The organism is Solirubrobacter deserti, assembly GCF_027587175.1.
In the GTDB taxonomy this organism is placed as follows: Bacteria; Actinomycetota; Thermoleophilia; order Solirubrobacterales; family Solirubrobacteraceae; genus Solirubrobacter; species Solirubrobacter deserti.
The window spans coordinates 1-13396 of the sequence record NZ_JAPCID010000058.1; the positions used below are offsets into that span (position 1 = coordinate 1).

The 13396-nt window shown below is 71.4% G+C and carries 10 protein-coding genes; 8 read left to right on the plus strand and 2 right to left on the minus strand.

Annotated elements, in window-relative coordinates:
* The first annotated feature begins 114 nt into the window (after positions 1 to 114).
* From OJ962_RS28490 to OJ962_RS28505, 4 genes are all read left to right on the plus strand, one after another.
* On the plus strand, positions 115 to 2376 hold the full coding sequence (locus OJ962_RS28490; RefSeq protein ID WP_270006767.1) for a ComEC/Rec2 family competence protein: 2262 nt from the start codon (positions 115 to 117) through the stop codon (positions 2374 to 2376).
* Positions 2377 to 2509: 133 nt separating this feature from the next.
* The gene (locus OJ962_RS28495) at positions 2510 to 5305 is read left to right on the plus strand and encodes an endonuclease/exonuclease/phosphatase family protein (protein ID WP_202953884.1); all 2796 of its coding nucleotides are present in this window, start codon (positions 2510 to 2512) and stop codon (positions 5303 to 5305) included.
* Positions 5306 to 5355: 50 nt separating this feature from the next.
* Positions 5356 to 6333 (plus strand): DNA polymerase III subunit delta, encoded by a 978-nt coding sequence (gene holA / locus OJ962_RS28500; RefSeq protein ID WP_202953885.1) that lies wholly within the window; start codon positions 5356 to 5358, stop codon positions 6331 to 6333.
* 113 nt (positions 6334 to 6446) lie between these two features.
* The gene (locus OJ962_RS28505; protein WP_202953886.1) at positions 6447 to 8402 is read left to right on the plus strand and encodes a glycoside hydrolase family 15 protein; all 1956 of its coding nucleotides are present in this window, start codon (positions 6447 to 6449) and stop codon (positions 8400 to 8402) included.
* Here the strand turns inward: OJ962_RS28505 and OJ962_RS28510 are convergent.
* On the minus strand, positions 8399 to 8830 hold the full coding sequence (locus OJ962_RS28510) for a ribosomal protein L7/L12 (protein WP_202953887.1): 432 nt from the start codon (positions 8828 to 8830) through the stop codon (positions 8399 to 8401). The genes OJ962_RS28505 and OJ962_RS28510 overlap by 4 nt on opposite strands.
* Before the next feature lie 68 nt (positions 8831 to 8898).
* Complete coding sequence (gene rpsT / locus OJ962_RS28515; protein ID WP_202953888.1) at positions 8899 to 9168, minus strand: 30S ribosomal protein S20; 270 nt, start codon at positions 9166 to 9168, stop codon at positions 8899 to 8901.
* Between the two features lie 52 nt (positions 9169 to 9220).
* On the opposite strand from rpsT, the gene murJ reads away from it, so the two are divergent.
* Genes murJ through OJ962_RS28535 form a run of 4 tightly spaced genes read left to right on the plus strand, consistent with a single transcriptional unit; the run spans position 9221 to position 13393 of the window.
* On the plus strand, positions 9221 to 10816 hold the full coding sequence (gene murJ, locus OJ962_RS28520; RefSeq protein WP_202953889.1) for a murein biosynthesis integral membrane protein MurJ: 1596 nt from the start codon (positions 9221 to 9223) through the stop codon (positions 10814 to 10816).
* A 13-nt stretch (positions 10817 to 10829) separates the two neighbouring features.
* The gene (gene lepA / locus OJ962_RS28525) at positions 10830 to 12638 is read left to right on the plus strand and encodes a translation elongation factor 4 (protein ID WP_202953890.1); all 1809 of its coding nucleotides are present in this window, start codon (positions 10830 to 10832) and stop codon (positions 12636 to 12638) included.
* A complete protein-coding gene (locus tag OJ962_RS28530; protein WP_202953891.1) occupies positions 12639 to 13043 on the plus strand; it encodes a MaoC family dehydratase N-terminal domain-containing protein in 405 nt (134 codons plus the stop codon). It begins immediately after the preceding gene.
* Positions 13022 to 13393, plus strand: coding sequence for a MaoC/PaaZ C-terminal domain-containing protein (locus tag OJ962_RS28535; protein ID WP_202953892.1), 372 nt, complete (start codon positions 13022 to 13024; stop codon positions 13391 to 13393). Before OJ962_RS28530 ends, OJ962_RS28535 begins: the two co-directional genes overlap by 22 nt.
* The last annotated feature ends 3 nt before the right edge of the window (positions 13394 to 13396 follow it).

Consider the following 13396-nt stretch of genomic DNA (forward strand, 5'->3'; position numbering starts at 1 on the left):
GCGGGTTCGCGTCGCGATGGCGGTCGGCCCGCCGCGGCGCCGCGCGGCCTGGCCGGCGCTCGCGCGCTCGTGGCGCGCGGCCTCGCCGTCGTGCGTGCGCATCCGCGGCATCTCGTGCTCGCCGCGCTGGTCGCCGGGCTGCTGCTCGGTCGAGCGAATGCCCTCGCCGTCCTGGTCGCCGCGTTCGTTCTCGCCACGCTCGCGAGCCGCCCGTGGCCGGCGGCGCTCGCCGCAGCGGCCGTGCTCGGCGGCGCGACGTGCGCCGACGTCCGGCTCGCGGCGCTCGACGCCGGCGTGCTCGCGGACCTGCACGGCCGCTCGGTTCAGACGCGCGCGGTGGTGCTCGAGCCGGTCCGCGACCGCCTGCGCGGACCCTCCGTCGCCCGCGTGCGCCTCATCGACGGCCCGGGCGCGGGAGAGCAGGCCGTGCTTCGCTCCCGCGCTTGGCCGCGCGCGAACACAAGCGCACCAGGCGGCGCCGTGGGCGTGCCGTCGAGCGTCGCGGTGGGCGATATCGTCGCGGTGCAGGGACGGGTCGCGCCGCTCGGCTTCGCGGACGCGTATCAGCGGCCGCGGAACGCGCACGCGGCCATCGACGCGGCGCGGATCAGCGCCACGGGCGACCGGCGCGGTGGCCTCGCCGGCGCGCTCGACAGCGTGCGGCGGCGTGCGGATGCGGGGCTCGAGGCCGGGCTCGACGCGCCTGAGGGCGCGCTGCTGCGCGGGATGGTGCTGGGCGAGGACGAGCGGCTCAGCGAGCAGGTCAAGGACGACTTCCAGGCGTCCGGGCTGGCGCACATCCTGGCGGTGAGCGGGCAGAACGTGATCCTGCTCGCCGCGCTGGTGCTCGCGGCCGGGGCGCTGTTCGGGTTGCCGATCCGCGCGCGGCTGCTCGTCGCGGCGGCGCTGATCGCGCTCTATGTCCCGCTCACCGGCGCCGGGCCGTCGATTCAGCGCGCCGGGGTCATGGGGATCGCCGGCCTGGTCGCCGCGCTCGCGGGCCGGCCGAGCCAGCGCTGGTACGCGCTGCTGCTCGCGGCGGCGACGACGCTCGCGCTCAACCCGCGGGCGCCGGAGGAACCCGGGTGGCAGCTGTCGTTCGCGGCGGTGGCGGCGCTGCTGGCAGGCGCGAAGCCGCTCCGCGACGCGTTCGCGCACCGGATGCCGGGCCCGGTGGCCGACGTGGCGGCGATCACGACCGCCGCCACGCTCGGGACCGCGCCGTTGATGGCGCTGCACTTCGAGCAGGTCTCGCTCGCGGCGTTGCCCGCGAACCTGCTGGCGGCGCCGGCGATCGCGCCCGTGATGTGGCTCGGCGTCCTCGCGTCGACGGCGGCGCAGGTCGCGCCTGCCCTGGCCGCGCCGTTCACCGCGCTGACGGCGCCGCTGCTCGTCTACATCCAGCGGGTCGCGCAGTACACGGCTGACACGCCGGTCTCCGTCGTCGACGTCAAGGCGCACCCGCTGACGATCCTGGCGGCCTCGGTCCTCCTCGCCACGGCCGTGACCGTCGCGGTGCGCCGCTACGGCCATCCCCGGCGGCGGCCGCGTCCGCTGCGGACGACGCTCGCGCTCGGGCTCACCACGGCCACCGTCGTCGCGGCGACCGCCGCCGCGCAGCGCGGACTCGCTCCGCCGCCGCCGTCGGTCCTGCGGATCTCGTTCCTGGACATCGGCCAGGGCGACGCGACGCTGATCGAGCTCGACGGTACGACGGTGCTCGTCGACACCGGCAAGCCGGAGAGCCCGATCCTCGAGCGCCTCCGACAGGCGGGTGTCGACCAGCTCGACGCGCTGATGCTGACCCACGCCGAGAATGACCACGAAGGCGCGGCGCCCGCGGTCATCGCCGAGCACCGCCCGCGCCTGATCGTCGACGGGGCGGCCGGCTGGGAGTCGCCCGTCCAGCGCGCGCTCGCCGCGACACGCGCCCGGATCCACGCGCCCGCGCAGGGTGAGACGATCACGCTCGGTCGCCTGACGTTCCACGTGCTGTGGCCGCCGCGGCGGGCGCCCGGCTGGCGCGCCGCCGGCAACCCGAACGACCAGGCGCTCGTCATGCGCCTGGAGGCGGAGCAGATCTCGGTGCTGCTCACCGCGGACGCCGAATCGCACGTGCTGCTCCCGCTGCGCCCGGAACCGGTGGACGTGCTCAAGGTCTCCCACCACGGCAGCGCCGACCCGGGCCTGCCGCGGCTGCTGACGCAGCTCAAGCCCGCGTTCGCCGCGATCGAGGTCGGCAAGGAGAACACCTACGGCCACCCGGCGCCCTCCACGCTCGAAGCGCTCAACGCCGCCGTACCGACCGTCACGCGCACCGACGAACAGGGCACGGTCGTCATCCATGCGGATGACGGGAGGGTGACCTACGGATGAAGTGGTCTGAGTACGAACACGCCGTCAGTACAGGGCAGAGCCGTCGATCACCAAACGGTCACAGGGACGCCGCGCCCACCTATAGGTTCCTCCGGCGTCTTACGGATCCCCCGGTGGAAAGGACTCCCAACTCGTGAAACCCCGCCTCCTCGCCATCGCCGCTGCGGCTCTCGCCGCGGTAGCGGTCGCGGCGCCGGCCGCCCAAGCGGCCTCGGACACCGTCGTCATCCAGGGCGTCGCGTTCCGCGGCCCGACCGGCGGCAACGACGAGTACATCCAGATCAAGAACATCTCGAGCGCGCCGCAGAACATCGGCGAGTGGGAGATCTTCGGCTCCAACGCCGGCGGCACGTCGGTCAGCTCGCGCGCGAAGATCCCGGCCGGGGTCACGCTGCCCGCCGGCAAGTCCTACCTGTTCACCAACGTGCAGCCGGGCACCCCGACGGGCGGTTCGTACTCGGGCACCGTGCCCGGGGACCAGATCTTCACCACGGGCGTGGGCGACACGGGCGGCATCCAGCTGCGCAACGCCGCCGGCACCGTCATCGACGCCGTCGGTCACACCGGCGTCGTCGCCGCCTACCGCGAGGGCACCGGCCTGGCGTTCCCGACCGCGAACGGCAACAACGCCTTCCTGCGCAAGAGCACCGCGCCGGTCGACACCGACAACAACGCCAACGACTTCGTCGGCCCGCAGGCGTTCGCGCCCGAGAACTGCGGCACGGCCTGCCAGGGCGGCGGCGAGCCCACCGAGGGCTGCCAGCCCGTCCCGGCGGTCACGCCGATCACGAGCGTCCAGACGCTCGGCACGCAGTCGGCGTGCAACGGCACCCGCGTGCGCATCAAGGGCATCGTGACGGGCATCGACAACCTCTACGGCTCCAGCTACGACGCCATCTACAAGGGCGACTCGGGCCTCTGGATCCAGGAGGCGACCCGTCCGGACACGGCGACGACGTCGAGCGCGATCTTCGTCGCGGGCATTCGCCGCGCCGCGACCAACCCCGAGGACGTCATCGGCCGCGAGGTCGTGATCGAGGGCCGCGCGAACGCGAAGTTCGGCCAGGTCGAGATCGTGCCGGACGGCGTGGGCTCCACGACCTGCCCGTGCGCCAACGAGGTCGACCTGAGCGCCGTCGCCGTCTCGGTCAGCACGGACAAGAAGCCGCTCCCGGCCCCGGTCGTGCTCGACCAGACGCAGGCCGAGAACCAGGGCATCGCCCGCAATTACTACCGGGCGCTGCAGGGCATGCGCGTGACGCTCCCGGTCGGCATCGCCACCGGCGGCGGCACCACCAAGTTCCGGGACGTGTTCGTCGAGCCGGGCACGGACGCGACGCGCCTGTTCCGCAAGAACGACGCCGCGGCGATCTCCACGCCCTGGCACGACGCCCCGGCCGAGCTGGGCATCTCGCCCGACGGCGGCGCCGGCAACCCGGCCGACCCGCGCCTGCCGTGGCGCAGCACGACGCAGGTCGATCTCGACCTGTTCGACGTCGTCCGCAACGTCACCGGCCCGCTGAGCTACAGCTACAGCTACTTCAAGATCGTCCCGCAGCTCACGGGCGCGCCGGCTCCGGCGGTCGAGCGCGGCCCGATCAACGCCGCGTACCCGCCGGCCGTCCCGACGCCGGCCGAGAACACGCTGCGCGTCGCCTCCTTCAACGTCGAGAACCTGTTCCCCGTCGGCAAGTCCAACGACGGTCACGTGATCACGCAGGAGGAGTACAACGAGCGCGTCCGCACGCTCGTGCTCGCGATCCGCAACTTCCTCAAGGAGCCGGACGTGATCGCGGTCCAGGAGGTCGCGGTGTTCGCCGACGGCGCCAACGCCCTCACCGGGCTGGCGGCCGCGCTCGGCAACTACACCGGCTACATCGCCACCAACAACGACGAGCGCGGGATCGCCACGGGCTTCCTGGTCAAGGACGGCACGACCGCGACCGGCGGCAAGGTCGTCGGCGCCGAGGTGCCCGCCCCGGCGGCCTGGCAGAACACGTGCGACCTGTGGCGCGCCAACGGCAGCGGCAAGCTGTTCGACCGCGCCCCGTACCAGCTGGAGCTCAAGAAGGGCGACCTGAGCTTCGTCGCGCTCAGCAACCACTGGGCGTCGCAGACGCACGAGAACCGCTGCCGCATCGACGAGGCCGCGTACGTGCGTGAGGCGGCCGCCGCGCTCCAGCAGCAGGGCAGGAACGTGCTGGTCACGGGCGACCTGAACGACTTCGAGTTCTCGGAGGCGCTCAGCACCCTTGCCGGCGGCAACGTGCTGGCGAACCTGTGGACGAAGGCGCCCGCGGGCCAGGCCTACTCGTACAAGTTCAACGGCCACCTGCAGACGCTGGACCACATCTTCGTCAGCGCCGGCCTCGAATCGCGCGTGACCGACTTCCGCTACGTGCACTTCGACAACGACTACTACGAGCGTCCCGAGGGCGACGGCACCGGCATCTCCGACCACGACCCGCCGGTCGTCACCTTCGAGCTCGCCAAGGGCGCCAGCGTCTCGCAGCCGAGCAACCTCACGGGCTCGGTGCCCGCGACGCTCGCGCTGACGATCGGCGACGCCACCCTCGGCACGTTCATCCCGGGCATCCCGGGCACCTACGACGGCTCGCTGACCGCCCAGGTCACCTCGACGGGCGCCGACGCCACGCTGAGCGTCCTCGACGCCAGCTCGACGGCGACCGGCCGCCTCGTGAACGGCACGCACGCGCTGCGCTCGCCCGTCCAGGTCAACGTCAACGACGGCGCGTTCGCGCCGCTGCGGACCGACAACGGCCCGCTGACGCTGATCAGCTGGAACGAGCCGGTCGCCTCGCGCGCGGTGCAGGTCGGCTTCAAGCAGTCGATCGCGGCCGACGAGGGCCTGCGCACCGGCAGCTACGGCAAGACGCTCACGTTCACGCTGAGCACCACCGCTCCGTAGACCATGAGGCGAGGCGGCGCCGACCGGCGCCGCCTCTAACCTCTCTCGCCGTGCCCAGCTTCCGCGCGGCGTACCTCATCCACGGCGACGACCACGGCCGCATCGCCGAGCGGCGCGCCCGCCTGCGCGCGATGGCGGAGGAAGCCGCCGGCTCCGCGGGCGTCGAGGTCTACGAGGGCGACCAGTGCACGCCCGCGGCGCTGGAGGTCGCGCTCTCGACGATGACGTTCGCGATGGGCCGGCGGTTCGTGATCGCCGACGGCGTCGAGCGCTGGAAGGACAGCGAGGTCGACCCGGTCGTGAAGGCGCTGCTCGCCGCCGACCCGGAGACGATCACGGTCGCGTTCTTCGCCCGCGAGGAAAGCCGCTACAAGGCGCCCGCGAAGCTGCACAAGGCCGTCGAGAAGGTCGGCGGGCAGGTCGCCGAGGAGAAGAACGTCTTCGTCAAGGCGCTGCCGCGCTGGGTGGAGGCGGAGGCCAAGAAGCTGCAGATCGAGCTCGAGCACGAAGCCGCGAAGGCGCTGGTCGCCCACGTCGGCACGCGCCAGCAGCGGCTCGCGCGCGAGCTGGAGAAGCTGGCGCTCGAACACGGGCCGGGCGCCTTGCTCGGCGTCGAGGAGGTCGAGGCGGCGTGCGCGTCCTCGGCCGAACGCAAGATCTGGGACCTCGGCGACGCGCTCGTGGCCGGCGACCGCCGCCACTCGGTCGAGTTGCTGCTGGAGCTGCGCCAGCAGGGCGAGCGCACCACCGGCCTGATCTGGAACATGGTCAAGCGCCTGCGCGACGCCGTCGCGGTCGCGGAGGCGATCGAGGCCGGCCAGGCACCCGCGCAGATCAAGCGCAACCTGCGCATGCCGCCGCGGGCCGCGGATCAGTTCATCCGTGACGTGTCCGGCCGCGACGTGCACGCGCTGCGCCAGGCGCTCGCGGCGATGGCCGACCTCGAGGCCGCGACCCGCGGCCACCTGGGCGGCGGCCTCAACGAGGACACCGTCGCGCTGCGAGCGGTCCTCGCAGCCGCCGCGTAGCCGATCGCGCCGGGGGTGGCAGCGCCGCGCGGCCAGGCGCGCCGCGTCGGGCGGCACCGCGCGGGGAGCCGCGGGCGCGCCCGCCGCGGGCGATTCCCTAGCATCTCGCGGCAATGTCGCTGGACAACGCCAACCCCCCGCTGACCTCGCCGTTCCCGCCCATCGCGGACTACGGCTTCCTCTCGGACTGCGAGACGTGTGCCCTGGTGGCACCGAGCGGCGCGATCGAGTGGATGTGCCTGCCGCGCTATGACGGCCCGAGCGTGTTCGGCGCGCTGCTGGACCGGGACGCCGGGACGTTCCGGCTCGGTCCCGCGGACACGATGGTCCCGGCCGCGAGGCGCTATCTGCCCGGCACGAACATCCTCGAGACCACGTGGGGCACCGACCGCGGTTGGCTGATCGTCCGCGACGTGCTGCTGATCGGCCCGTGGCACGACAAGCAGGAGCGCTCGACGACGCACCGCCGGGCGCCCACGGACTACGACGCCGACCACGTCCTGCTGCGCACGATGCGCTGCGTCAACGGCGCGGTCGAGGTCCAGCTCGAGTGCGACCCGATCTTCGACTACGGCCGCCGCTACGCCGAGTGGGAGTACGAGGGCACGGGCTACCACGAGGCGGTCGCGTCCGCGGACGGCTGGGGCACCAAGCTGCGGCTCACGACGGACCTGCGCGTCGGCTTCGAGGGCTCGCGCGTGCGCGCCGTCAGCACGCTCAAGGCGGGGGAGACCGCGTTCGTCGCCCTCGCCTTCTCCGACCATCCCGGCCCGAAGACCTACGACGAGGCCTACGACCGCCTCGTCAAGACCGCGGACTACTGGCACCAGTGGCTCGCGCACGGGACGTTCCCGGACCATCCGTGGCGCCAGTACCTGCAGCGCAGCGCCCTCACGCTCAAGGGCCTCAGCTACTCGCCCACGGGCGCGATGATCGCGGCCGCCACCACGTCCCTGCCCGAGACGCCAGGCGGCGAGCGCAACTGGGACTACCGCTACAGCTGGGTCCGCGACAGCACGTTCATGCTGTGGGGCCTGCACTCGCTCGGCTTCGAGTGGGAGGCCAACGACTACTTCTACTTCATGCAGGACGCCGCGCAGGCGGACGACCTGCAGGTCATGTACGGCATCCAGGGCGAGCGGGAGCTGGTCGAGGACACGCTCGACCACCTGTCCGGCTATGACAACGCCCGCCCCGTGCGGATCGGCAACGGCGCCTACAACCAGCGCCAGCACGACGTGTGGGGCACGATGCTGGACTCGATCTTCCTGCACGCCAAGTCCCGCGACCACCTGCCCGAGCGCCGCTGGCCGCTGATCGAGCGGCTCGTGGAGGCCGCGATCGAGAACTGGCAGAAGCCCGACCGCGGCATCTGGGAGGTGCGCGGTGAGGACAAGCACTTCGTGTCCTCGAAGGTCATGTGCTGGGTCGCGTGCGACCGCGGCGCCCGCCTGGCCACGCTGCGCGAGGCGCACGAGCACGCCGCGCGTTGGCAGGCCAAGGCCGACGAGATCAAGGCCGACATCCTCGAGCACGGCTGCAAGGACGGGATCTTCACGCAGCACTACCAGACCGAGGCGCTGGACGCGTCCGCGCTGCTGATCCCGCTCGTGCGCTTCCTGCCGCCCGACGACGAGCGCGTGCGCAAGACCGTGATGGCGATCGCCGACCACCTGACGGTCGACGGCCTCGTGCTGCGCTACAAGGTCGAGGAGACCGACGACGGCCTCCAGGGCGAGGAGGGCACGTTCACGATCTGCTCGTTCTGGCTCGTGAGCGCGCTGAGCGAGATCGGCGAGCACCACCTGGCGCGCGACCTGTGCCAGAAGCTGCTCGGCTACGCGTCCCCGCTGCACCTGTACGCGGAGGAGATCGACCCGCGCAGCGGCCGCCACCTGGGCAACTTCCCGCAGGCGTTCACGCACCTGGCGCTGATCAACGCCGTCATGCACGTGATCCGCGCCGACGAGAAGCTCGCCGCCGGGCTGCAGCCGCTGTCGGCGCAGACCGTCCCGGACAGCCCCGAGCCGGTCAAGGTCGCGCCGACGAAGAAGAAGCGCTCCGCCTAGCCGACACGAGCTCCGGCCGCCTCCAAAGCGCGCCGGAGCTCCGCCGCCCGATCCGGCGGCACCGCGATCGTCGTGGGCGCCGCCGCGACGAGCCGCTTGGCCTCGGCGAGCGTGTAGCCGGTCGCCAGCCGGACCGCCTTGGCCACCCGCACGCGGTCCGGGCCGGCGGCGAGGAGCGTGACCGAGGCGGAGCGATCCGGCGTCGCGGCCGGGACCGGCGGCGCCGGCGGCCGCTCACGGTCCTCGGCGACGGCGCCGAGCCGCTCGAGCTCCTCGCGCAGCACGTCCGCCATGGGCCCGTCCCCGAGGTACGCGGGCAGCTGCTCGACGAGCTCGGACGCTCGCCGCGGACCGACGTCGAGCACCGCCGCCACCGCTTCCACCACGGCCGCCGGGTTCGGCCCAAGATCCACGAGCGTGAGCGTCATCGGCCGATTAAACGCGAAGGGCGCCGGTGAGAACCGACGCCCTGAGCGAAGAGAGGTGTGGTGGCGCGCTAGGCGACGGGGGCGCCGCGACGCAGCCGCTCGGCACGCGCCTTCTTGCGCGCGCCGGTATTGGCGTGCAGCGCGCCGCGCTTGACGGCCTTGTCGATCAGGGAGACGAGCTTGCGGTGCTCAGTGGCCACCGCTTCGTCGTTGCCCTCCGTCACGGCGGTCTCGAGGCGCCGGAAGTACGTCTTGATCTGCGACGTGTAGTGGCGGTTCTCGACGCGTTCGCGCTCGGAGCGGTTGTTCCGCTTGATCTGTGACTTGATGTTGGCCATGGTGAAAAAGGCCGCAGACGACTGCGACGGCGGCGTACTATAGCGCGCCGGCTTGGCCTCTCAGCCCTCCGCAACCTCCCGCCGCACGGCGATCAACACGCTGATCTTCTCAGCGGCGACGGGGCTTTCCCGCGTCGCGGGCCTGATCCGTGAGGTCGTCGCGGCCGCGTACTTCGGCACCCTCGGCCCGATCTCGGCGTTCACGCTCGCGTTCCAGATCCCGAACCTGATCCGGGCGCTCGTGGCCGACGCCGCGCTCTCGAGCGCGTTCGTCCCGGTCTTCTCCGAGCTGATCGAGCGCAAGAAACGCAAGGAGGCGATCGAGCTCGCCGGCGCGCTCGCGGGCCTGATGCTCGTCGCGCTGACGGTCATCACGGTCGTCTTCATCCTGCTCGCGCCCGTGATCATCCCGCCGATCACGGGCGACGAGTTCACGCCCGCCCTGGACACGTTGTGCATCGGGCTCAGCCAGGTGCTGTTCCCGATCGTCGTGCTGCTCGGCCTCACGGGCCTGGTCGTCGGCATCCTCAACGTCCACGACCACTTCACGATCCCCGCGATCGCGCCGCTGGTCTGGAACGTTGTGATCATCGCCGGGATGGTCGGGCTGACGCCGCTGTTCGAGGGCGACGACCGGCTCTACGCCTATGCGATCGGCGTCGTCGCGGGCACGCTCGTCCAGCTGCTGATGATGCTGCCGACGCTGCGCCGGATGGGCTTCCCGATCGGCCACATCCGGCTGCCACGGCGCGGGGACGAGCGCGTCCGCCGGATCCTGATGCTGATGCTGCCGGTGTCGATCGGGCTCGGCCTGATCAACATCAACCTGCTGCTGAACTCGACGATCGGCTCGATCGTCGACGAGCAGGTGCCGCGCGCGATCGACGCCGCGTTCCGCATCTACATGCTTCCGCAGGGGATGTTCAGCGTCGCGGTCGCGACCGTGCTGTTCCCGCAGCTCGCCCGCCTGGCCACGCGCGAGGACTTCGCCGGGATGCGGGCGACGATCGGCACCGGGCTGCGGCAGATCGCGCTGCTGCTGATCCCCGCCGGCGCGGCGATGCTCGCCCTGGCCGAGCCGATCGTGCGGCTGGTCTATGAGCGCGGCGAGTGGACCGGCAACTCGACGAGCCTGACGGCCGACGCGCTGTTCTGGTTCGCGTTCAGCCTCCCGTTCAGCGGCTTCGTCCTGATGCTCACGCGCGGGTTCTTCTCGCTGCAGCGACCGTGGGTCCCGACGACGCTCGCGGTCGGCTCGCTCGCCATCAACGCCATCGGCTCCTACCTGCTGGCCAAGCCGTACGGGATCGGCGGCATCGTGCTCGGCACGATCGCGTCCAACGCCGCGCTGGTGATCGCGGAGGCGGTCTGGCTGCGCCGGGCGCTGGGCGGGTTCGAGACGCGCGAGACGCTGGTCGCGATCGCGAAGATGCTGCTCGCCGCGGCCGCGCTCGCGGCCGTCTCCCACTTCGTGTGGGACGGCCTGGACGCGCTGCTCGGGACGTCGCTGATCGCCCAGGCGACCGCGGTGAGCGTGGCGCTCGGCGTCGGCTCGGCGGCCTACGCGGGCGTGGTCTTGGGACTCAGGATCCCGGAGGCGAGGCAGATTCTCGATCTCTTCGCCCGCAGATTGCGTCGCCGCTCGTAACCTAAGGGACGAATTGGCCGACCAGTCGCACATCCGCAACTTCTCGATCATCGCCCACATCGACCATGGCAAGTCGACGCTGGCCGACCGCATCCTGGAGCTCACTCACACCGTCGACCCCCGGTCGATGCGTGCCCAGCTGCTCGACTCCATGGATCTGGAGCGCGAACGCGGCATCACGATCAAGGCCCAGGCCGTGCGCGTCTTCTACACGGCCCAGGATGGTGAGACCTACCAGTTCCACCTGATCGACACCCCCGGCCACGTGGACTTCACCTACGAGGTGAGCCGCTCGCTCGCGGCGTGCGAGGGCGCGCTGCTGGTCGTTGACGCCTCCCAGGGCGTGGAGGCACAGACCGTCGCCAACACCTACCTCGCGATCGACGCCGGCCTCGAGCTGATCCCGACCATGAACAAGGTCGACCTGCCGGGCGCCGAACCGGAGCGGGTGGGGGAGGAGATCGCGGAGCTGATCGGCGAGGACCCGGACCACGTGCGCCGGATCTCCGCAAAGACCGGCGAGGGCGTGCTCGACGTGCTCGAGCAGATCGTGCAGCGGGTGCCGGCGCCCACCGGCGACCCGGAGGCGCCGCCGCGCGCGCTGATCTTCGACTCCGAGTACGACCAGTACCGCGGCGTGATCGCGTACATCCGCGTCGTCGACGGCACGTTCAAGAAGGGCGACACGATCGTCGGCATGGAGACCGGCACGGTCGCCGAGATCGACGACATCGGCTTCTTCACGCCCGCCCAGCTCCCGGCCAAGCAGCTCGGCCCGGGCGAGGTCGGCTACCTGATCACCGGCATCAAGGACGTCACGCAGCTGGCGGTCGGCGACACGCTGACCACCAAGATCAGCGGGGCGGACGAGCCGCTGCCGGGCTACCGCGACGTCAAGCCGATGGTGTTCTGCGGCCTGTTCCCGATGAACAACGACGACTATCCGGAGCTGCGCGACGCCCTGGAGAAGTTGACGCTCAACGACGCGGCGCTGAGCTGGGAGCCGGAGACCTCCGACGCGCTCGGGTTCGGCTTCCGCTGCGGCTTCCTCGGCCTGCTGCACATGGACATCGTGCGTGAGCGCCTGGAGCGCGAGTACGACCTCGAGCTGATGGCGACGATGCCGTCGGTGGAGTTCGAGATCACGCTCACCGACGGGGACGTCATCCCGGTCCACAACCCGACCGACATGCCCGACCCGGCGCGCATCGCGGAGGTCCGCGAGCCGTACATCCGGGCTAGCATCCTCACGCCGAAGGAGTACATCGGCCAGATCATGGAGCTGTGCCAGGACCGGCGCGGCAACCACTCGGGCATGCACTACCTGAGCGCGGACCGCGTCCAGCTCACGTACGACCTCCCGCTCGCCGAGGTCGTCCTGGACTTCTTCGACCAGCTCAAGACGCGCACGAAGGGCTACGCGTCGCTGGACTACGAGCCGATCGGGCTGCGCCCCTCCAACCTGGTCAAGCTCGACGTGCTGCTCGGCGGCGACGCCGTGGACGCGCTGAGCATGGTCGTCCACCGCGACAAGGCCTACGGCGTCGGCAAGGAGCTCACGGAGCGGCTGCGCAAGCGCATCCCGCGCCAGCAGTACGACGTGCCGATCCAGGCCGCCGTCGGCGCGAAGATCATCGCCCGCGAGACGGTCAAGGCCTTCCGCAAGGACGTCACCGCCAAGTGCTACGGCGGCGACATCTCCCGTAAGCGCAAGCTCCTCGAGCGTCAGAAGGAGGGCAAGAAGCGGATGAAGCAGGTCGGAAGGATCGAGGTCCCGCAGGAGGCCTTCCTGGCCGTGCTCGAGCTGGCGGACGACAAGTAGATGGCCCACTCGGACACCTACCTGGTGGGCCGCGAGAAGATCCGCGAGTACGCCGCGGCGGTGGGCGAGCAGAACCCGCTGTGCTTCGACGTGGCCGCGGCGCGCGAGGCGGGCTACGAGGACGTCGTCGCGCCGCCGATGTTCGCGGCCGTCTACAAGTGGCGCGCGATGCGCCCGGCCGTGCTGGATCCGGAGATCGGCATCGACTTCTCCCGGCTCGTGCACGGCGCGCAGGAGTTCACCTGGCATCTGCCGGTGATCGCCGGCGACGAGATCACCACCGAGGCCGCGTTCGTGGACGAGGCCAAGCGCGGTGAGATCAGGGTCTACACGTTCAGCTCGCGCTCGACCAACCAGCGCGGGGAGCTCGTCTGCGAGGGGACATGGACGAACTTCGTGAGGTGACGATCACGCCCGACCGGTACACCACGTACCACTACGCGGGCGCGTCCGGCGACTTCAACCCGATCCACCTGGACGACGAGTTCGCCCAGTCGGTCGACCTTCCCGGGAAGATCCTGCATGGCCTGTGGACGATGGCGCAGGTCGCGCGGGCGCAGACGGACGTCGTCGGCGACCCGCTCGCGCTGAAGTCGCTGTCCGTGCAGTTCCGCGGGATGGGCGTGCCCGAGCGCGACATCACGATCACGTCCAAGCTCAAGTCGCAGGCCGACGGCGAGGCCGTGTTCGACTGCGAAGCGGTGCAGGACGGCAACAAGCTCGTTCGCCGCGGCAAAGCAGTTCTTAGAATCTGAGTC